Annotated in this window: 17 protein-coding genes; 8 read left to right on the forward strand and 9 right to left on the reverse strand. The window is 74.2% G+C overall.

Translation table 11 applies throughout. From position 1 onward, the window contains the following. Nucleotides 1–37 precede the first annotated feature (37 nt). Nucleotides 38–895, forward strand: a complete 858-nt coding sequence (locus tag Val02_RS03275) for a helix-turn-helix transcriptional regulator (protein ID WP_203897319.1) — start codon at nt 38–40, stop codon at nt 893–895. On the opposite strand, the gene Val02_RS03280 is transcribed toward Val02_RS03275, so the two are convergent. Further along, nucleotides 886–2,721 (reverse strand): AfsR/SARP family transcriptional regulator, encoded by a 1,836-nt coding sequence (locus Val02_RS03280; RefSeq protein ID WP_239151881.1) that lies wholly within the window; start codon nt 2,719–2,721, stop codon nt 886–888. The genes Val02_RS03275 and Val02_RS03280 overlap by 10 nt on opposite strands. 34 nt (nt 2,722–2,755) lie before the next feature. Between Val02_RS03280 and Val02_RS03285 the strand changes: the two genes are divergently transcribed. Continuing rightward, on the forward strand, nt 2,756–3,634 hold the full coding sequence (locus Val02_RS03285) for an alpha/beta fold hydrolase (RefSeq protein ID WP_203897320.1): 879 nt from the start codon (nt 2,756–2,758) through the stop codon (nt 3,632–3,634). Here Val02_RS03285 and Val02_RS03290 read toward each other — a convergent pair. Further along, the gene (locus Val02_RS03290; RefSeq protein ID WP_203897321.1) at nt 3,600–4,454 is read right to left on the reverse strand and encodes a helix-turn-helix transcriptional regulator; all 855 of its coding nucleotides are present in this window, start codon (nt 4,452–4,454) and stop codon (nt 3,600–3,602) included. The two genes, Val02_RS03285 and Val02_RS03290, sit on opposite strands and share 35 nt — an antisense overlap. 103 nt (nt 4,455–4,557) lie before the next feature. Here Val02_RS03290 and Val02_RS03295 point away from each other — a divergent pair, with 103 nt between their 5' ends. Together Val02_RS03295 and Val02_RS03300 are read left to right on the forward strand one after the other, a co-directional pair. Then, nucleotides 4,558–5,553 (forward strand): aldo/keto reductase, encoded by a 996-nt coding sequence (locus Val02_RS03295; RefSeq protein ID WP_203897322.1) that lies wholly within the window; start codon nt 4,558–4,560, stop codon nt 5,551–5,553. Nucleotides 5,554–5,703: 150 nt separating this feature from the next. After that, nucleotides 5,704–6,483 (forward strand): MerR family transcriptional regulator, encoded by a 780-nt coding sequence (locus tag Val02_RS03300; protein ID WP_203897323.1) that lies wholly within the window; start codon nt 5,704–5,706, stop codon nt 6,481–6,483. Here the strand turns inward: Val02_RS03300 and Val02_RS03305 are convergent. Then, a complete protein-coding gene (locus Val02_RS03305; RefSeq protein WP_203897324.1) occupies nt 6,425–7,468 on the reverse strand; it encodes a LacI family DNA-binding transcriptional regulator in 1,044 nt (347 codons plus the stop codon). The two genes, Val02_RS03300 and Val02_RS03305, sit on opposite strands and share 59 nt — an antisense overlap. 72 nt (nt 7,469–7,540) lie before the next feature. On the opposite strand from Val02_RS03305, the gene Val02_RS03310 reads away from it, so the two are divergent. Next, nucleotides 7,541–8,764 carry an MFS transporter gene (locus Val02_RS03310; RefSeq protein WP_239151893.1) on the forward strand — a complete coding sequence of 408 codons (1,224 nt, stop codon included), beginning with the start codon at nt 7,541–7,543 and terminating at the stop codon, nt 8,762–8,764. 127 nt (nt 8,765–8,891) lie between these two features. Here Val02_RS03310 and Val02_RS03315 read toward each other — a convergent pair whose 3' ends face one another. From Val02_RS03315 to argG, 4 genes are all read right to left on the reverse strand, one after another. Continuing rightward, nucleotides 8,892–9,179 carry a hypothetical protein gene (locus tag Val02_RS03315; protein WP_203897325.1) on the reverse strand — a complete coding sequence of 96 codons (288 nt, stop codon included), beginning with the start codon at nt 9,177–9,179 and terminating at the stop codon, nt 8,892–8,894. Beyond that, nucleotides 9,176–9,520 carry a peptidyl-tRNA hydrolase gene (locus tag Val02_RS03320; protein WP_203897326.1) on the reverse strand — a complete coding sequence of 115 codons (345 nt, stop codon included), beginning with the start codon at nt 9,518–9,520 and terminating at the stop codon, nt 9,176–9,178. Before Val02_RS03320 ends, Val02_RS03315 begins: the two co-directional genes overlap by 4 nt. 47 nt (nt 9,521–9,567) lie before the next feature. Then, nucleotides 9,568–12,471 (reverse strand): Hsp70 family protein, encoded by a 2,904-nt coding sequence (locus Val02_RS03325; RefSeq protein ID WP_203897327.1) that lies wholly within the window; start codon nt 12,469–12,471, stop codon nt 9,568–9,570. A 73-nt stretch (nt 12,472–12,544) separates the two neighbouring features. Further along, on the reverse strand, nt 12,545–13,993 hold the full coding sequence (gene argG, locus Val02_RS03330; RefSeq protein WP_203897328.1) for an argininosuccinate synthase: 1,449 nt from the start codon (nt 13,991–13,993) through the stop codon (nt 12,545–12,547). Nucleotides 13,994–14,103: 110 nt separating this feature from the next. Here argG and Val02_RS03335 point away from each other — a divergent pair, with 110 nt between their 5' ends. Then, nucleotides 14,104–14,685, forward strand: a complete 582-nt coding sequence (locus Val02_RS03335) for a DUF4232 domain-containing protein (protein WP_203897329.1) — start codon at nt 14,104–14,106, stop codon at nt 14,683–14,685. A 4-nt stretch (nt 14,686–14,689) separates the two neighbouring features. On the opposite strand, the gene Val02_RS03340 is transcribed toward Val02_RS03335, so the two are convergent. Then, a complete protein-coding gene (locus Val02_RS03340; RefSeq protein WP_203897330.1) occupies nt 14,690–15,217 on the reverse strand; it encodes a MauE/DoxX family redox-associated membrane protein in 528 nt (175 codons plus the stop codon). A 55-nt stretch (nt 15,218–15,272) separates the two neighbouring features. On the opposite strand from Val02_RS03340, the gene Val02_RS03345 reads away from it, so the two are divergent. Next, entirely contained in the window at nt 15,273–15,665 is a 393-nt protein-coding gene (locus Val02_RS03345; RefSeq protein ID WP_203897331.1) for a hypothetical protein, read from the forward strand. After that, complete coding sequence (locus tag Val02_RS03350; RefSeq protein ID WP_203897332.1) at nt 15,665–18,121, forward strand: DUF4132 domain-containing protein; 2,457 nt, start codon at nt 15,665–15,667, stop codon at nt 18,119–18,121. The genes Val02_RS03345 and Val02_RS03350 overlap by 1 nt, the downstream gene beginning before the upstream one ends. Before the next feature lie 42 nt (nt 18,122–18,163). Here Val02_RS03350 and Val02_RS03355 read toward each other — a convergent pair whose 3' ends face one another. Continuing rightward, nucleotides 18,164–19,102, reverse strand: a complete 939-nt coding sequence (locus Val02_RS03355) for a CPBP family intramembrane glutamic endopeptidase (protein WP_203897333.1) — start codon at nt 19,100–19,102, stop codon at nt 18,164–18,166. Nucleotides 19,103–19,233 lie beyond the last annotated feature (131 nt).

Raw genomic sequence — 19,233 nt, forward strand, 5'->3', positions numbered from 1 at the left:
GTCCGGCGCTTCCGTGCGGCGGGCGCAGAATGGCCGGATGCCGGTATCGACCGCGTTCGGGGAGGCGCTGCGGGGGTGGCGCGAACGGGCCACGCCCCGCCAGGTGGGACTCGTGGCGCACGGGCGGCGGCGGGCGCCGGGACTGCGCCGTTCCGAGCTGGCGCAGCTCGCCGACACCTCGGTCGACTACGTCGTCCAGCTGGAACAGGGCCGCGCCACGAGCCCGTCCGCGCAGGTGGTCGCCGCGCTGTCCCGCGCGCTGCGGCTGGCCCCGGACGAGCGCGACCATCTGTACCGCTGCGCCAATCTGCTGCCGCCCACCGGAGACGTTCCCCGGGAGATCTGCCCCGACGCCCGACGGCTCATGGACCGCCTCCCCGAACGCCCGGTGGTGATCCTCGCCGCGGACTGGACCGTCCTCGGCTGGAACGCCATGTGGACGGCGGCGTGCGGCGACCCGGCGGCCTACGACTGGCCCTACGACAACTTCCTCGCGGCCGCGTACCTGGCGACCGACGGCCGCAGCGCGGAGGAGACCGGCCCGTGGCCGGTGCGCTCGCCGGCCGGCCCGGAGGCGACCGAGACGGCGCTGGTGGCGGACCTGCGGGCGACGGCCACGACCTACCCGGCCGACGCGCGGCTCGCGGAGATGATCGACCGGATGCTCGCCGCGAGCCCGCGCTTCGCGCGCCTGTGGACGAACGGCACCGTGCGCCCGCACGCCGGACAGGAGAAGATCATCGAGCATCCGGCGGTGGGGGAGATTCGGCTCGACTGCGAGGTGCTGATGGTGCCGGGCGCCGACCTGAAGCTGCTGACGATGTTCGCGCTGCCGGGGTCCGACGCCGCCGCGAAGCTGGGCGCGCTGCGGGCCGGTGCGGCCGTTCAGAGGTAGTCGGCCACCGGGCCGAAGGTGAGCAGGCCGCTGGCGGCGCCCGCCACCTCACCGGCCGCCGGCAGCAGCGCCGCGCGGGCGCGTTCGGCCAGCGGGGCGTCTCCCCACCGGGCCGCCGCGCGGGCGGTCAGGCACCACAGCGCCTCGGACAGGTGGTCGCGCGGCGGCTCCGGCAGACGCCGCAGCGCCGCTGACGCCGCGTCGCGGGTCGTCGCGAGCAGGGGCTCCACCCACGGCCGGTACGGGCCGTAGTCGAGCGGCTCCGGGGGTTCGCCGGCGCGGAGGCGCAGGCCGAGCAGGGCCAGCGGGAGGAGGCCGTGCGCGAGGCCGGGCATGTCGGACAGGCCGGCCACCCGCGCCGCGTGCCGGTAGGCGTCCGGGTCGGCGCTTCGCATCGCGCGGTACCAGACGGTGAAGACGCGGCCGAGCGGGAGTTCGTGGCGCTCGGCCAGGTCGTCGACCGCCGCCGCGTGCCCATCGGCCGCCGGGTGGTCGGCGAGCGCGGCGCACGACTGCAGGCAGATCAGGTGGCCGAGGACCGCCGCCGTCGCCAGGCCGTGCCGCTGCGCGACCTCGACGAGTTCGTGGCCGATCGCCAGCCGTTCGGGGGCCAGGCCGGTGCGGTGGAACGTCTGCATGAACAGGCCGTTCAGCGCGAAGGTGAGCAGGCCGGGGTCGCCCTGCTCGCGGGCGATCCGCACGGCCTGCGCGGCCGCGTCCCGCTCGGTGGCCGTCCCCCTGGTCTCCACGGCGATCGTGGCCAACAGGCGGGCGCGCAGCGCCGGTGGAGTCAACGACGGGAGGGCCCGGCGGGCGGCCGCCACGATCGCCGCCGCCTGCGCCGGATCGTCCGACCGGGTCCAGATCGCCGGCACGTCGTAGGCGCCGATGATCCGCGCGGTGAGCGCCGGGTCGCCGAGTTCCGCGGCCGCCTCGATCGTGGCCAGCCGCTGCGAACGGGCCGCGTGCAGGCCGTCGCCGCCGGTCACCGCGAGGCTGCGCAGCAGCGTGACGGTCGACTCCAGGCGGGTGCGCGTGCCGACCCGCACGAGCCGGTCGTAGGTGGCGGCGACCTCGGCCCACGGTTCGGTGGCGCCGGCGAGGCGCGGTTCGTGGCGCAGGATGTCGACCTCCAGGCCGGCGAGGGCGGGGCCGGGATCCACGCCGAGCGTCTCCGCCAGCATCTGCCGCGCCCGGCGCAGCACGGCGAGGGCGTCCCCCTGCCGCCCGGCCCGGTACAGGGCGAGCGCGAGCAGTCGCCAGCCCTCCTCGCGCCACGGATGTTCGGTCACGTGCGCGTCGAGCGCCGGGATCGCCAGCTCCGGCGGCCGACCCGACGCGTCGCGTTCGACGGCGTGCAGGCGCAGTTCGGTGAGGCGGGCGCGTTCGGCCGTGGCCCAGTGCGCGTCGGGGAAGTCGGCGTACGCGGGGCCGCGCCACCAGCGCAGCGCCTCGTCCAGCCGGGTTCCGGCGTCGACGGCGGCCTCGAACCGCCACGCGTCGACCGCCCCCGCCGGGACCCGCAGCGCGTAGCCGGGGCCGTCGGTGACCAGCAGCGACGGCGGGGTGCGCGGGGCACGCCCGGGCTCCAGCGCGCGGCGCAGCGCCGCCACGAACGTCCGCACCGCCGCGACCGCCCCCTCGGGCGGCTCCGGCCACAGGTCCGCGACGAGGGTGTCGAGCGGCACGACCCGTTCCCGCGCAATGATCAACCGGGCGAGAACGGCGCGGTGGCGCGGACCGCGCAGCGCGACCTCCTGTCCGCTCCCGTCCCACGCGGCGACCGGACCCAGGACCCCGAACCGCACGTCCATCGCATCGCTCATCGAACGCTCATCCGCCCGTCGCACCGTTGGCGGCATGACCTTGACCATTCCCGGCTTCACCTACCGCCGCGTGCCGGCCGCCGAGGGCGTCGCCCTGAACGTCGCGATCGGCGGCCACGGTCCGGCCGTTGTGCTGCTCCACGGGTTCCCTCAAACGCACTTGATGTGGCGACTCGTCGCCACCGAGCTTGCCACCGACCACACGGTGATCGTCCCGGACCTCCGGGGTTACGGCGCCAGCGACAAGCCGGCCGGCGACGACCCGGACGCCTACGCGAAGCGGACCATGGCCGCGGACGTCGTGACGGTGGCCGGGGTGCTCGGCTTCGACCGGTTCGCGCTCGCCGGCCACGACCGCGGCGCGCTCGTCGCGATCCGGGCCGGACTCGACCACCCGTCCAAGGTCACCCACCTGGCCTCGCTGGACGTGCTGCCGACCCTGGACATGTGGGACGTCATGCGCGGCACCACCGCGGCCGTCGGCTTCCACCTGTACCTCATGGCGCAGCCGCCCGGCCTGCCGGAACGCATGATCGCGGCGAGCGCGGACGAGTTCTTCGGCCACTTCCTCGACCTGTGGTCGCGCGACCCGGCCGCGATCCCGGACGACGTGCGCGCCGAGTACCTGCGGGCGAGCCGCGAGGCGGTGCCGTCGATCGTCGCGGACTACCGCGCCTCCGCCGGGGTCGACGTCGCGCACGACGCCGCCGACCGGGCCGCCGGCCGGCGGCTGACGATGCCGGTCACCGTGCTCCAGCAGGACTGGGGTGCCGCGCTCGGGTTCGACGCGGTCGGCCTGTGGCGGGCGTGGGCGCCGGACCTCGTCCACCGGACGGTGGACTTCGGGCACTTCATGGCCGAGGAGGCGCCCGTCGAGGTCACTCTCGCTCTGCGGGAACTGCTGAAGCGTTGAAATCTTGGGTGCCGAGGACGCGCAGGAGTTCTAGGCGCTCACGGGCCTCGGCGTCGGCCGGGGTGAGCACCAGCAGCTCCTGCCGCTGATCGGGCGTCACCAGCGTCTCGCAGTCCAGCACGATCGGGCCGACCCTGGGATGCACCAGCGTCTTGCGGTCGGCCCGCCGGACCGCCACCTCGTGCGCGGCCCAGAGGCGGCGGAAGTCCGCACTCTCCCGCTCCAGCCGTGCGACGAGGCCGACGACGTCCGGGTCCCCGGCCCGGCGCCCGGCGACCGCGCGCAGGTCGGCGACGAGCCGCCGGGAGTGCGCCTCCCGGTCCGCCGGCAGGTGCAGGGCGTCGCCCTCGGTGAACCAGCGGTACACGATGTGCCGGCGGATGCCGGTGATGCCGGTGTGGTCGCCGATCAGCAGGGTCGACATGCGGTTCTGGGCAAGGATCTCGCCGAGATCGGAGATCACCATGGCGGGCGTCCCGCCGAGCAGGTCGAGCATGCGCACCAGGCCGGCGCGGGCCAGCCGGGCGGTCGCGTCGGCCGGCGGCGGCTGATGCCCGGCCAGGTGGAACAGGTGGTCGCGTTCGTCGTCGGACAGGCGCAGCGCCCGGGCCAGCGCGCCGAGGAGTTGGGTCGACGGCTGGCTGCTGCGGCCCTGTTCGAGGCGGACCACGTAGTCGACCGACATGCCGGCGAGCATCGCCACCTCCTCGCGGCGCAGGCCGTTCGTGCGGCGGCGCGGGCCGTCGGCGATCCCGACCTCGGCCGGGCGGATCGCCTCGCGGCGGCGGCGCAGGAAGTCGGCGAGCTGCTCACGGTGCATGGCTCCATCGTCGCCGCTTTCCGGTGCGCGCAGCCAGGGAGCGGCTCTCCCACGATGAACTCTCCGCTCCCGGGTCCGTCGCCGGCGGCGCACGGTGGGAGGCATGCAGACACGACAACTCGGCAGCACCGGCCCGACCGTCTCCGCGTTCGGCCTCGGCGCGATGGCCATGTCCGGCCCCTACGGCACCTCCGACCGCGCCGAGAGCATCGCCACCGTGCACGCCGCACTCGACGCCGGGATCACCCTGATCGACACCGGCGACCACTACGGCAGTGGCCACAACGAACTCCTGCTCGCCGAGGCGCTGCGCGGCAGGCCCCGCGACAGCTACGTGCTGAGCGTGAAGTTCGGGGCGATGATGGGCGCGGATCGCCGGTTCTACGGGCAGGACAACCGGCCCGGGGCGGTCAAGACCCTGCTGGCGTACACGCTCACCCGGCTCGGCACCGATCACGTCGACATCTACCGGCCGGCCCGGCTGGACCCGGCGGTGCCGATCGAGGAGACGGCCGGCGCCGTCAAGGAACTCATCGACGCCGGCCTGGTGCGCCACCTCGGCCTCTCCGAGGTGAACGCCGACACGATCCGCCGGGCGCATGCCGTCGCACCCGTCGCCGACCTGCAGATCGAGTACTCGCTGGTCTCCCGCGCGGTCGAGACGGAGGTACTGCCGACCCTGCGCGAACTGGGCATCGGGCTCACCGCGTACGGGGTGCTGGCGCGCGGGCTCATCTCCGGCCACTGGCGCCCCGGCGGCTCGTCCGTGCCCGGCGACATGCGCGGCATGCACCCCCGCTTCGCCGACGAGAACGTCGCGCACAACCTCGCCCTCGTCGAGGCGCTGCGGCGGGTCGCCGACGCGCGGGGGCGCACCGTCGCGCAGCTGGCCATCGCCTGGGTGGCGGCCCAGGGGGAGAGCATCGTGCCGCTGGTCGGCGCCCGTTCGCGCGAACGGCTCGCCGAGGCGCTGCCGGCGCTCGACGTGACGCTGACGCCCGCGGACCTCGCCGAGATCGAACGCGCGATCCCGGCCGGTTCGGCCCGCGGCGACCGTTACCCGGCGGCGATGATGTCCACGCTCGGCGTCGGCAACTGAACGCGGGTCCGGCAGCGCAGTGGCCGGGAACGCGGAGCGGACCGGCCCGGAGCGGTGCGCGCGGGAGCGTACGGTCGTGCCCCCGGCGGACGCGCGTAAATCAGTGAGCTTTTGACCTTGCCCGTGGGGAAAGGCCTAGCGTCGTCTCCCGTGCGGGACCTCACGATCGGGCAGGCGGCGCGCCTCGCGGGCGTCACCCCGAAGGCGCTGCGCCACTACGACCGCATCGGCCTGCTCGCCCCGGCCGCCGTCGACCCGTCCACCGGGTACCGGTACTTCCGGGCCGAGCAGGTCGAACGGGCCCGCCTCATCCGGCGCCTGCGTGACCTCGAACTGCCGCTGGAGGAGATCCGGCGGCTGCTGTCCCTCGACCCGTCGGAGTTCGCGGCGGCGCTGAAGGAACACCGGCGCCGGATCGAGGCACGGCTCACCCGGCTGCAGCGGATCCTGCACACCCTCGACCACCTGGCCGCCTCGGAGGAGACCATGCTCACGGAGACCGACCGCGAACTGCCCGCCGCGCTGTTCAACGGCACCTGGACCCTGATGGAGAAGGAGGACCGCACGCCCGACGAGGACGCCCTCATGATCCATCAGGCGCACGCCTCGCTGTACCACTGGCTGCAGGTCGGCACGCCGCACAACGCCGCCCGCGGCGAGTGGCAGGTGTCCCGCGTCTACACGGTGCTGCGCCGGGCCGAGCCCGCGCTGTACCACGCGCGCCGCGTGCTGGACATCTGCCGGCGCCACGGCATCGGCGACTGGGACCTGGCGTTCGCGTACGAGGCGAACGCGCGGGCGCACGCCGTGGCCGGCGACCGGGACGAGGCGCGCCGGTGGGTGGAACAGGCGCGGCTGGCCGCCGTCGACATCACCGGCGAGGAGGATCGGGAGGCCCTGCTCGCCGACCTGGAGACGATCCCGCTGTAGCCGTCGTGCCGCGCACCACGAGCCGGGGCGGCAGCAGCACCTCGCGGTGCGCGACCGGGGTGCCCTCGATGCGGGCGACCGCGCGGGTGATCGCCTGTGCGGCCATCGTGTCGATGTCCTGCGCGACGGTGGTCAGGTCGATGTGCGCGAGCCGGCTGAACGCGGTGTCGTCGTAGCCCACGACGCTCAGGTCGTCCGGGACCCGCAGGCCGTGGCGGCGCACCACGTCCAGGAGGCCGGTGGCGCACAGGTCGTTGAAGACGGTGACGGCGGTGGGCGGCTCGTCCAGCAGCAGCCGCGCGGCGCGGGCGCCGTCGTCCTCGCCCGACCCGCCGGGAACGACCCGCGCCGACGCCTCGAGACCGTGGCGGCGCATGGCGTCGCGGTAGCCCTGGCGGCGTTCGGCGGAACCGTGGCTGCGCCCGCCGTCGACGTGCGCGATGCGCCGGTGCCCGAGCGCCACGAGGTGGTCGACCGCCAGCTGGGAGCCGCGCCGGTCGTCGGTGCGCACGACGTCGAGCCCGCGGTGGCGCACGCCGCGCATGAGGGTGACGACGGGCAGCCGGGCGCTGATGCCGGCGAGTTCGGCGACTGGGGTGCGCGGGCCGAAGAGCACCAGCGCCTCGCAGCGGTCCTGCAACAGGCCGGCGAGCGCGGTCCGGTCGTCCCGCCGGGGCGTGACGGCGCTGAGCGTGAGCTGGTACCCGGCCGTGTCGGCCGCGGCGTACAGCCCGGTCAGCAGGTCCACGTGGAACGGGTGTCGCACGTCGAAGACGACCCCGAGCAGGTGGCTGCGGCCGCTTCGCAGCAGGCGGGCGCGGCTGTCCGGGCGGTAGCCGAGCCGGCCGGCGACGTCGAGGACCCGCTGGCGGGTGGCGGCCCCGGCGCCGGGTGCGCCGCGCATGACGATCGAGGCGAGGGCGACCGAGACACCGGCCTCGGCGGCGACGTCGGCCAGGGTAGTGCGCCGTTCCCCGGAAGGCATCGGCTCAGCCTACTTTGTGATCACTGGAACGTTCTATCGGCGCGTCTACTAGAACGTTCTAGAGTCGGTGCGGTGGACACCAACCGGCGCTTCGCCGCCCTGCTCGCGCTCGCCCTCGGCGGCTTCGGCATCGGGCTCACCGAGTTCGCCGCCATGGGACTGCTCCCGGAACTCGCCCGCGACCTGCTGCCGGAGGCCTACGCGCGCTCCGCGCCGGGCGCCGTCGCGACGGCCGGCTGGACGATCACCGTCTACGCGCTCGGGGTCGTCGTCGGCGCACCGACGATCGCCGCGCTGACCGCCCGGGTGCCGCGCCGCAGCCTCGTGCTCGGACTGCTCGGCATGTTCGTGCTCGGCACCGTCGCCTCCGCGCTGGCGCCGACGTTCGCGCTGGTGCTGGTGGGGCGCTTCGTGGCGGCGCTGGCGCACGGGGCCTACTTCGGCGCGGCCGGCCTCCTCGCCGCGAACATCCTCGGCCCCGGCAGCCACGGCAAGGGGTTCGCCAGCGTGCTCGCCGGGCTGACCGCGGCCAACCTGGTGGGCGTTCCGCTGGTGACCGCGCTCGGACAGGCCCACGGCTGGCGCGTCGCGTATCTCGCCGTGGCGGGTGTCTTCGCGCTGACGTTCGCGTTCGTGGCGCTCACCGTTCCGCCCGTGGCGGCCGCGCCGGGCGGGTCGATCCGGGCCGAGCTGCGGGCGTTCCGGTCGCCGCAGGTGTGGCTGGTCGCGGCGGTCGTCGCCGTGGGGACCGCGGGCTTCTTCGCCGTCAACAGCTACGTGGCCCCGGTGACCACGCACGTCACGGGTCTTTCCGAGGACGTCGTCCCGTGGGTGCTCGCGGTGATGGGCCTCGGCATGACCGTGGGCATCGCCGTCGGCGGCGTCACCGCCGACCGGGACGTGCGCCGCAGCGTGCTGGTCGGCTTCGGCGGAATCCTGGCCTCCGTGGCGCTGTTCGCACTCGTGGCGCGCAATCCCGTGGGGCTGTTCGTGAGCGCGTTCCTGGTCGGCGCCACGAGCCTGGCGATCGCCCCGGCGCTGCAGGCCCGGCTGATCGCCGTCGCCCACGGGACGCAGCTGATGGGGGCCGCGCTCAACCAGTCGGCGTTCAACGTGGCCAACAGCGTCGGGGCCGCGCTCGGCGGCGCGGCCATCGCCGCCGGATGGGGATACCTCTCCTCGGCGTGGATCGGGGTCGCCCTGGTCGCGGGCGGCCTGCTGCTCGCCCTGCTGAGCTTCCAGGTGGGGGAACGGCATGAGCAGCCGGCCGCGCAGCGCGAGTCAGTGGTCGTGTAGGTGCCCCAGGCAGGAGTCGAACCCGCTACAGCCGTTTTAGAGGCGGCCGCTCATCCGTTGAGCATCTGGGACCGGGAGTGACCGGCGGCGGCCCGCGCCTCGGTAGGCAGGGCCGCCGCCGAGAATATTACGGCTCTTCGATCCGGTCGCGCTGCCGGTCGTCCGTGATCTCCGCGCGGGCCTTCCGGTACTCCTCCGCGGACAGCGACCGGCCGAGCCCGTCCAACGTGCGCAGGACGAACCGCTGCGTCACGATCCGGCGGTTGAGCGCGTCGAGTGCCGCGGCCTGCCGCCAGACCTTGCTCTGCAGCCACCGGGTCGCCTTGGGCAGGTCGCCGTCGAGCTGTGCCCGCAGGGCGTCGCGTTCGGCCGTGACCTCGGTGAGCCGGCTCCTCAGGTCGGATGCATCGGTCATGGAATCTTCACCTCCCCCCACCGTGCGAGGGCGAGCGGGAGGTTCGAGACGAGCCGATGAGCGGCGGGCTCCAGCGCGGCGGCGGTCAGCTCGAAGCCGAGGTCCGGTTCGTGGAACCGGACGACCCGGAGACCGAGTGCCGTCGCGTCATCGCACAACCACCCCAGTGCCAGCTCGTCAGGGACGGCGAGCAACACCAGGGTGTTGGACGTGGAATGCCAGTCACCGATCAGGTCCGGATGGCGAACGGCGAAATCGAGCGCCGCGTGCGCCGCCTGACAGGCCTGGACCCCGGGCCGAAGATCGTCACGGGTGACCAGATAGAACCGAGGGACATGCACCTACCGGAATGGCATGTCCAGAAGACTATCCGAGCGCCGCAACCGAATTACCCGACCGGCCACACCCGGACGGTGCCGGCCAGGTCAGCGGCGACCAGGGTCTTCCCGTCGGGCGAGAAGCGCAGCACCGACACGTTCGACACGTGCCCGCCGAACGTCATCACCGTCCGCCCGCTCGCCACGTCCCGCACCAGGCCGCCGTGCGCGTTCCCGACGGCGAGCCGCTTACCGTCCGGGCTGAACGCCAGTGCCGACACTCGGCCGAACTCGGGCACCGTGCTCGTCACCCGGCCGGCGGGCAGCTCCCACAGGCGCAGCACACCCCGTTCGTCGACCCCGGCGAGCTGCCGGTGTGCGGGGTCGAACGCGATCGTGGGCACCCGCATGCCGAGGGCGAACCCACGCACGCGGCGCGACGGCGTGTAGCCGGCGTCCCAGAACTGCACGCGCTTGTAGGTGTGGTCCGGCCCGTTGGCGATCAACAACAGGTTGTCGGGGCCGTACCCGACGACGCTCTTCTCGTAGGCGCCGTCCTCGGGCGGCTCGGTATCGATCTCGTAGGGGGCTCCGGTCGAACCGTCCCGCCATACGTAGGCATGTCCGGACCGGCCGGCGGAGGCCACGTCCTTGCCCTTGCGGTCGAACGCCACCGAGTATCCGAAGCCGGCGCTGCCGAACGTGCCCTCCTGCCGGCCGACGGTCGAGTACCTGCGTCCGCCGATGACCGGGGCCTCCACCGCCACGGCCTTCCCGTCGGGGCTGAACGCGACGGCCGCGTCGAGCGGCCCCACCCCGAGGCTGAGGTCGGCGACGAGCCTGCCGGAACCCGGTTCGCGCAGTTGCACCGACGGGTTTCGGCCGAGCGGCCGGACCGAGACGGCGACGAGGTCGCCGAGCGGCGAGTACGCCAGGTCCGACACGAAGCCGTCGACCAGCATCAGGGTCCGGGCGTCGAACGCCGGCGCCACCACCGTCGCCGCACCGGCAGAGGTCGCCACTGCCAGCGCGGTCGCCGCGGCCACCGCGTGGGACCGGCCGGCGAGCGGTAGCGGAGCGGCGACCGCCAACCCGAGCGCCGCCCCGATCAGCGGCCACAGCAGCCCGAACGCCACCGGGATCGCGGCCGCCGCACCGGACCAGGCCAGGTTCTCGCCGAACAGGCGCGTGTGGACGACTACCACGCCGCAGACTCCGAACAGCACCGGCAGCCACCGGGTGCGCCCGGGCAGCCAGTCGACCAGGGCGCAGGCGATCCCGGTGAGCACCGTGAGGGTGGTCTCCAGCATGTCGCCGCCGTACGTGGCGGTCGTATAGCCCGGTGTCCACCGGAACTCCATGATCAGATTGACGCCTTCGTCGTCGGCGAGGACGGTCAGCCGCAGGACCCAGCAGACGACCAGCGCACCGAGCATCAGCCGCGCCGCCGTCGCGTGCGCCCAGTGGCGGGCGAGTCCCGCGACGACGGCGGTCAACGCCACCAGCGCGAGCCACGACGCGACCCGCTCCTGACCGCCGAGGCTCAAACCCGTGGCCACCAGGAGCGCCACGGCGCCGCCGCCGGCCGCGATCCGCGCGGCGGCACCCCTGCCTTCCCTCGGGCTTGTCCCGGCATCGGCGGCGGTCTCGGTGTGCGGGTCCGGCCCGGCCGCCGGCAGCGCGGTGCCTCCGCCGCCGGCGCCCGTCCGAGCGGCGGCGCTGGGGCCCACCCGCAGGCCGGCGGTGCGCGGCGCGACCGCTGCACCCCTGACGGCGCGCGGACGGGCAATCGTCGGGGCGGCGAGCCGTGGCGCGGTGGCGGCCGCACCCGGGGTGGCGTTCGGGGTGTCGTGCGGTGGCGGGGTCGCGGGCGTGCTTGCGGCGGTGTGCGGGGCTGCGGTCGTCGGGGCGGGGGTGTGGGCGGCGCCCTCGACCACCACCAGCTCCGGCTGGTCGACGACGACCGGTGCCACCCGAAGTGTGCGGTGCAGCAGGCTCGCGGCCAGCGGTACCCGGCTCGCGCCGCCGACCAGCAGCACTCCCTCGACCGCCGTGCGGGTCACCCCGGCGCCGCGCAGCGTCTCGACGGTGACGTCCACGGTGCGTTCGAGCAGCGGCCGCGCCACCGCCTCGAACTCCGTGCGCGTCAGGTGTACGTCGCGTTCCAGCAGCGGCAGATGCAGGTCGGCGACGGAGAGGCGGGTCAGCTGTTCCTTGGCGGCGCGGGCGTTCTGCCACAGCGCGTGCCGGGCACGGCGGTCGGCCGGCGTGCGGGGCCACTCCAGCCGGGCCCACACAGGTGCGTCGGCGGAGTCGGGTTCCGCGGGTCTCAGGTGTGCCACCACGGCCGCGTCGAGGTCGAGCCCGCCCACGTCCGGCAGCCCGCCCTGGGCGACGACCGCCATCGTGCCGTCGACCCGGCTGACGACCGCCACGTCGCAGGTTCCCGCGCCGAGGTCGTACACCACCAGGTGACGGCCGGCGGGCAGGTCGCGTTCCAGCGCCGTCAGGTAGAACGCGGCGGCCGCGACCGGTTCGGGCACCAGGGCTACCTCGCCCAGGCCGGCGCGGGCCGCCGCCTCGGTCAGCACGCCACGCCGGGGCCCCGCCCACGCTGCCGGATGCGTCAACACCACGCCGTCGGGCGGTTGTCCGGCGATGCGGAGCACGTCGCCGGCGACCCGTCGCAGAACGGCGGCGATCAGGTCGACGACGGCGACCTCGTGCTCGCCCAGCCAGACTGTGCCCTCGTCGATCACCCGCTTGGGGTGCGGTTCGTAGCCGGCCGGGTCGGTCACCGCCGCCCGCGCGCCGTCCGTGCCCGTCAACAGGACCCCGTCCGCCCCCCGGAACACGCCGGAGGGCAGCAGCGGGGAGGCGTCGAAGAGCACCTGCCGGGTGCGCCCGTCGGCCCAGGCGATCAGCGCCACCGTGGCGGAGGTGCCGAAGTCGACACTCAGGCGGTACCCGGTCATGCGCGCCCGGCGCCGGCGGGAATCGGTAGCGGCATGCGCGCAATCCTATTGACGCCCGCCACTGCTCCGGGGCTCAGTCGGTGCCGGCCTCCATGGCGGCCTGGTCGAGCAGCACGTCCTCCGCGGAGACCGTGCCGCGCGAGGCGATCGCCTGGGCGCCGCCCTCCGGCATGTCGCCCACGAGGCCGGTCGAGGCGACCTGCGCCGCGCCGACGAGCATCGGGTGCGGGCTGCCGACCATGGCCAGGCCGGCGTACTGCTCGAGCTTCGCGCGGGAGTCGGCGATGTCGAGGTTGCGCATGGTCAGCTGGCCGATCCGGTCGACGGGGCCGAACGCGGAGTCCTCCACCCGTTCCATCGAGAGCTTGTCGGGGTGGTAGCTCAACGACGGACCGGAGGTGTCGAGAATGGAATAGTCCTCGCCACGGCGCAGCCGCAGCGTGACCTCGCCGGTGACCATGGTGCCGATCCACCGTTGCAGCGACTCGCGGATCATGAGCGCCTGCGGATCGAGCCAGCGCCCCTCGTACAGGAGGCGGCCCAGGCGGCGGCCGTCGGCGTGGTAGCTGGCGACGGTGTCCTCGTTGTGGATGGCGTTGACCAGCCGCTCGTAGGCGATGTGCAGCAGCGCCATGCCAGGGGCCTCGTAGATGCCGCGGCTCTTCGCCTCGATGATCCGGTTTTCGATCTGGTCGGACATGCCGAGGCCGTGGCGACCGCCGATCGCGTTGGCCTCCAGGACCAGATCGACCGACGAGGCGAACTCCTTGCCGTTGACGGTGACCGGCCGCCCGCGCTCGAACCCGATCGTGACGTCCTCGGGCGCGATGGCGATGTCCTGGTCCCAGAACCGCACGCCCATGATCGGCTCGACGAACTCCACGCCGGTGTCGAGGTGTTCCAGGCGCTTGGCCTCGTGCGTGGCGCCCCAGATGTTGGCGTCGGTCGAGTACGCCTTCTCGGCGCTGTCGCGGTAGGGGAGCCCGTGCTCGAGCAGCCACTCCGACATTTCCTGACGCCCACCGAGCTCGCTGACGAACTGCGCGTCCAACCACGGCTTGTAGATGCGCAGCGACGGGTTGGCGAGCAGGCCGTAGCGGTAGAACCGCTCGATGTCGTTGCCCTTGAACGTGGAGCCGTCGCCCCAGATCTGCACCTCGTCGTCGAGCATCGCGCGCACCAGCAGGGTGCCGGCGACGGCCCGGCCGAGCGGCGTCGTGTTGAAGTAGGTCCGGCCGCCCGAGCGGATGTGGAACGCGCCGCAGGCGAGCGCCGCGAAGCCCTCCTCGACGAGCAGCTCGCGGCCGTCGACCAGGCGGGCGATCTCGGCGCCGTAGGTGGTGGCGCGCTGCGGCACCGAGGCGATGTCGGGCTCGTCGTACTGGCCGATGTCGGCGGTGTAGGCGCACGGGACGGCGCCCTTCGCGCGCATCCAGGCGACGGCTACCGAGGTGTCGAGACCGCCGGAGAAGGCGATGCCGACGCGCTGACCGACGGGGAGCGAGGTGAGGACCTTGGACACGGCTGAAAGTATATACACACGACCGCATAATCATGCACCCTCTCCGCCGTGCCGATCTTCTTCCGGCGTCCGGCGCCGGTAGCCTGGCGGCGGGACGGGGAGGTGGATCGATGCGTCGTCGCGTGGTCGCGCTGGTGGTCGTTCTCGCGCTGGGGTTCACCGGTGGGTGTGCCGGTGCGCGGGTCGACGACGTGGCGGAGCGGGCCGGCACGGGGGTCGAGTCGGGTGCCGCGCCGTCGGCGCCGAGCGGTTCGGCGTCGTCGAGCGTCGAACCGGTGCCGACCGGCTGCCCGGAGAGCGGACTGCGGGTCACCGCCCCCGCCGAGGCGAACGCCGCGATGGGCTACCGCGAGCTGCCCCTGTACGTCACGAACTGCGGCGACAAGCCGGTGAAGGTCGAGGGCCGCCCGGAGATCGTGGTGCTGGACAAGGAACGCAGGCCGGCCGGCACGTCGATCGTTCCGAGCGTGCGCCACGCGGGGGAGCCGCGCACGCTGACCCTCGCACCGGGGCAGAAGGCGGTGTCGGTGCTCGCGTGGCGCAACACGGTCACGTCCGTCACGGACCCGACGGTGGAGGGGCATTACCTGTCCGTCGCCCCGAACGCCGGCGGCGCCCGCCAGCTGGTGCAGCTGCCCCATCGGCTCGACCTCGGCACCACGGGACGCCTCGAGGCGAGCGTCTGGCAGTAGGGGTTCAGGCGTCGGCGCGCAACGGCGTGAAGAGCTCGACGAGGTCGTCCAGGCGGGTGACCAGGACCGCCACGACGATCCCCGCCGCCGCGGCGACCATCGCCTCCGGCCAACGCGTCGGCGGGTCGGCCCGGACCGCCGCCGCCCCGATCCCGCTCACGACGAGCAGCACGGCGTTGCGCGCGACGTGGTACCGGCGGAACCGCGCCGGCCTGCCGCCGCCGAAGCACCGGCACGCGGCCGGCGTGCCCCGCCGCAGCACCGTCACGATCGCGGCGGTGAACCCGAGCAGCAGCACCGCCGCCGCCGCGAACCCGGCCGCCGGCAGCGTCGACAGCAGCAGCGGCACCGCCGCCTCGCCGAGCACCACCAGGGCCGCCACCGGCCGCACGGCCCGCGGCGCCAGCAGCCGCATCTCCGACAGCGAATCGCGGAACTGCGTGAACCCGCCCCCGACCGGTGCCTTGCTCGCCGCCGACAGCAGGAACACCAGCCCGATCAGGCAGCGGGAGAACGCCTCCACATAGGCCATGGGCGATGAGCCTACGCCCGGGTTTTTGTCAGAGGGCGCTGGCATGATGCCCGGCATGGCGGCACTGACGGTGTACGACGCGACCCTCACCGGCAAACGGCTGGACAGCATGGTGCTGCCCGACGTTCCCACGCGCATCACCGCGCGCGAGCTGATCCGGCTGCGGGTACGGGAGGAGGTGGCGCGTCACAACGCCGCCCTCCCGCCGGTGTTCCAGGGACTGGTGCGGCCGACGGAGGCGGAGATCGTGCGCAACGGCTACCGGCTGCGGGAGCCGCGCCGCCTCGATTGGGAGCGGCAGGCCGACGCGGCGTGCGCGGCGTTCCTGCGCAACGGGTTCGTGCTGCTGGTGGGCGAGCGGCAGGTGGCGGAATTGGACGAGGTGCTCGATCTGGACGGCGCGGCCGAGGTGGCGTTCGTCAAGTTGGTGGCGCTGGTGGGTGGCTGATGGCCGGCACGTTGGAGGCGCCGCCGGAGCTGCTCGCGGCGTACGGGGCGGAGCTGGCTGCCACCGAGGCGGAGGTCGGTGGCGGGCGTTCGTGGTGGACGGGCACCGGGCGGGACTGGCTCCGGGCGTGGCAGCACCTGCCCGTGTCGCGGCTGTCCGCCGATCGGCGCCGGCACGTCGCGCTGTCGCTGGTGCGGGCCATGAGCCGGAGCAGCTACGAGGACGACGACGAGCTGTTCCGGCGGATGCCGGCGATGGTGTCGCAGGTGCTCGACCCGGCCCTGCCATGGCGCGCCGACGACGTGGCGTTCCTGGTGCACGAGGGGCGGGCACTGGTGCGGGAGCCGTCGGAGGAGCTGCCGACGGCGCTCGTGCGGGCGCTGCGCACCGTGGTCGCCGCGCTCGACGCCGAGGGTGTGGCGCGGGTGGAGCCGCTGGTGTCGGCGTTCTGCGACGCGATGTCGAGCCGCTGCCGGGGTACCCAGCCGGAGTCGCTGCGGGTGGAGGTCACCGCGCTGCGGGCCGACGCGGTGGGCGAGGGGCGGACCGATGTCGTTCCACCGCATCTGCTGCACGGCGGGGACCTGTACGGGCCGGCGGCGCGCGAGCTGCTCGGCGATCTGCTGATCGCGCCGGGCGTGCCGGCGGTGCTGTCGCACTGCGCCGCCCTCGACCGGCCGGTGCCGACCAAGGCGTGGCGGGCGCAGTTCGCCCGGTTGCTGGCCGCCGCGCCCGGAGCGGTCCCGGCCGCCCGTGCGTTGCTGGAGCTTTTCGTCGAACACGCGCGGCGGGTCGAGCAGCTGCACCACGACGCCGAGTCGCTGGTGCGCGGTTTGCTGTGGGTGCTCGCCGACCGGGACGACGAGTGGGCGACGCCGCTGCTGGCCGACGTGGCGGTGCAGGGTTGCGCGGCCTACCCGCCGACCTCCGGCGTGCTGATCCATCCACGCATCGGCAACGCGGCGGTGGGGGTGCTGGCCGGCCGGGCGGGACAGGTGCCGCTCGGGACGCTGGCCCGGCTGTCGACGGTCGTTCGCAACAGGGCGCTGCACGGGCGGGTCGTGGCCGCGCTGGAGACGCTCGGCGCCGCGCGCGGCTGGTCGCTCGCGGAGGTGATGGAGCAGGCGGTCGACGATCACGGCCTCGATCCGGCCGGCGAGATACGGCGCGCCGTCGGCGAGTACGAGGCGACCGTGCGGCTGGTGCCCGGCGCGGGCCGGGCGACGCTGACGTTCACCCGGGCGGGCCGGCCGGTGCGCACGCCGCCGCGGCCGATCCGGGAGGAGGCCGCCGACCTGAAGGCCCTGGCACGCGCGGTCGACAAGACGCTCGCCGCCGAACGCGCCCGCGTCGAGTCGCTGCTGTCGACGACGCGCACGTGGGCGTTCGGGGAGTGGGCGTCGCGCTGTTGCGCGCATCCGGTCACCGGCGCGATCGCGCGGACCCTGGTGTGGGAGGTGCGCACCGGCGACGGCCCGTGGCGCGCGGGGCTGCCGGTGCACGTCGACGGCGGGTGGCGGCTGGTCGACCGGGCCGGCGCCCCGCACGCGGGCGAACGGGTGCGCCTGTGGCACCCGATCCGGGCCGACCTGGACGAGGTGCGCGCCTGGCGGGACCACGTCGCCGCAGTCTGGCCGGCGCAGCCGTTCAAGCAGGTGTTCCGCGAGGTGTACCTGCTGACGCCGGCCGAGGAGGAGACCGGCACGTACTCCAACCGGTTCGCGGCGCACGTGCTGCGCTACGGGCAGGTGGCGGCGCTGATCCGGGCCCGGGGCTGGCGTGCCAACCATCTCGGCCCGTTCGACGGCGGGTACAACGCCGAGGCGCAGAAAGAGTTCGCCGGCGCGTGGCGCGCGAGCTTCTTCATCGACGCCGTCGAGCCGGAGCGGCACCGCTACGAGGTGCGCCACTGCACGACCGACCGGGTGCGCTTCGCCCGGCGGGACGGCGCCTACTGGGCGGAGGCGCGGCTGTCGGACGTGCCCGTCGAGGTGTTCAGCGAGGCGATGCGCGACGTGGACCTGTTCGTCGGCGTGACCTCCGTGGCCGCTGATCCGGCGTGGGTCGACGGCGGCGACGAGCGGTTCCGGGCGTACCGGGAGTCGACGGCGTTCGGGACGCTGAGCGCCAACGCGCAGGTGCGGGCGGAAGCGTTGGCGCGGCTGCTCCCGCGCACCAAACTGGCGGCGGTCGTCGCGCTGGACGGGCGGTGGCTGCGGGTGCGCGGGAGGCGCCGCACGTACCGGATCCACATCGGTTCGGGCAACATCCTGATGGAGCCCAACGACGAGTACCTGTGCATCGTGCCGGCGCGCGGCAAGGGCACGTCGGTACAGCTGCCGTTCGACGACGATCCGATCCTGTCGGTGGTGCTGTCGAAGGCGTTCCTGCTGGCGGCGGATGACCGGATCACCGATCCGACGATCCTGGCGCAGATCGGCCGGGGCCCGGCGTGAGTTTCCGCTCGGCGGCGTGCGCCGTCCGCGTCGCGCCACCGGTCACGTGGCGCCGATCGCGGTCGTGGTCGCCAACCGGCGGCGGCCGGCCAACCAGCGCACGACGAGCGCGTACGCGACGAGCAGCGGCACGTCGATGACGAACAGCTGCCACGGCATGTCGGCCGCCGTGGACAGGTCGTTCGTGGGGCCGCCGGTGATGACGTCCAGGGCGAACGCGACGACGTTGTTCACCGCGTGCAGTGCGATCGCCGCCTCCAGCCCGCCGGTGCGGTACGCGAGCCATCCGGTGACGAGGCCGAAGAGCACCAGTTCGACAAAGCCCCAGCGGGTGCCGAGACCATGGGCGAGGGAGAACGCGAGCGCCGACACGACGATCGCCGGGATCGCGGAGCGGGTGTAACCACCCACGGCCTGCAACAGCCAGCCGCGGAAGAAGTACTCCTCGCCCGCGGCCTGGAACGGCACCAGCGCCAGCGTGAGCGCGAGCCCGACGAGCACCTTCGGCCAGGCCCCGAGGGTCAGCGCCGCCTCGCCCGCGGGCTCCGTCAGGGCCAGCAGCGCGATGCCGCCGCCGAGCGTCAGCACCGGCACGGGCACCGCCACCAGCAGGCAGATCCCGAGCCACCGCCAGCGCAGGCGGCCGGTGACCGACGACAGCGAACCCGCCGGACGGTTCTGCAGCACGCGGGCCGCCAGCAGCACCACCGGGATCGTCAGGCCCAACGCCCCCACCAGAAGCCACGTGTCGGTCGCGCCGCCGAAGACCGGGTAGCCGTCGGGCCCGTCCGGACGGCCGGCGACGAGTGGGGCGATCGCCGGGACGAGCTGCACGACCACGATCCCCACCAGCACCGCGAGGGTCGCGAGCGGCGGCAGCCACCAGTGGTGCCGTCCGAGGCGGCCGAGTCGGTGGAACGGCAGGTCGTGCCGCGGGGCCGGGGCCGGCGGCGCGACGGGTGCGGGGGCGGTCGTCGTCATGGCGCCCAGCAAAGCACCGGCATCGATCATGAACGTCGGCTGTCCGGATGAACCACGCGCCACCCCCGGGTGGAGTAGGCGCTGTGCGTTACGGAGTACGCGCAACGGGTAGTGGATGTCGGGCGCGGGTG

This window comes from Virgisporangium aliadipatigenens (genome assembly GCF_016863615.1).
Taxonomy (GTDB): Bacteria; Actinomycetota; Actinomycetes; order Mycobacteriales; family Micromonosporaceae; genus Virgisporangium; species Virgisporangium aliadipatigenens.

What these genes read in the sequence shown, in the direction of transcription:
- Val02_RS03275 (WP_203897319.1), top strand. Translation starts at nt 38, where the DNA reads ATGCCGGTATCGACCGCGTTCGGGGAGGCGCTGCGGGGGTGGCGCGAA.
- Val02_RS03280 (WP_239151881.1), bottom strand. Translation starts at nt 2,721, where the DNA reads ATGAGCGATGCGATGGACGTGCGGTTCGGGGTCCTGGGTCCGGTCGCC.
- Val02_RS03285 (WP_203897320.1), top strand. Translation starts at nt 2,756, where the DNA reads ATGACCTTGACCATTCCCGGCTTCACCTACCGCCGCGTGCCGGCCGCC.
- Val02_RS03290 (WP_203897321.1), bottom strand. Translation starts at nt 4,454, where the DNA reads ATGCACCGTGAGCAGCTCGCCGACTTCCTGCGCCGCCGCCGCGAGGCG.
- Val02_RS03295 (WP_203897322.1), top strand. Translation starts at nt 4,558, where the DNA reads ATGCAGACACGACAACTCGGCAGCACCGGCCCGACCGTCTCCGCGTTC.
- Val02_RS03305 (WP_203897324.1), bottom strand. Translation starts at nt 7,468, where the DNA reads ATGCCTTCCGGGGAACGGCGCACTACCCTGGCCGACGTCGCCGCCGAG.
- Val02_RS03315 (WP_203897325.1), bottom strand. Translation starts at nt 9,179, where the DNA reads ATGACCGATGCATCCGACCTGAGGAGCCGGCTCACCGAGGTCACGGCC.
- Val02_RS03325 (WP_203897327.1), bottom strand. Translation starts at nt 12,471, where the DNA reads ATGACCGGGTACCGCCTGAGTGTCGACTTCGGCACCTCCGCCACGGTG.
- Val02_RS03335 (WP_203897329.1), top strand. Translation starts at nt 14,104, where the DNA reads ATGCGTCGTCGCGTGGTCGCGCTGGTGGTCGTTCTCGCGCTGGGGTTC.
- Val02_RS03340 (WP_203897330.1), bottom strand. Translation starts at nt 15,217, where the DNA reads ATGGCCTATGTGGAGGCGTTCTCCCGCTGCCTGATCGGGCTGGTGTTC.
- Val02_RS03345 (WP_203897331.1), top strand. Translation starts at nt 15,273, where the DNA reads ATGGCGGCACTGACGGTGTACGACGCGACCCTCACCGGCAAACGGCTG.
- Val02_RS03350 (WP_203897332.1), top strand. Translation starts at nt 15,665, where the DNA reads ATGGCCGGCACGTTGGAGGCGCCGCCGGAGCTGCTCGCGGCGTACGGG.
- Val02_RS03355 (WP_203897333.1), bottom strand. Translation starts at nt 19,102, where the DNA reads ATGACGACGACCGCCCCCGCACCCGTCGCGCCGCCGGCCCCGGCCCCG.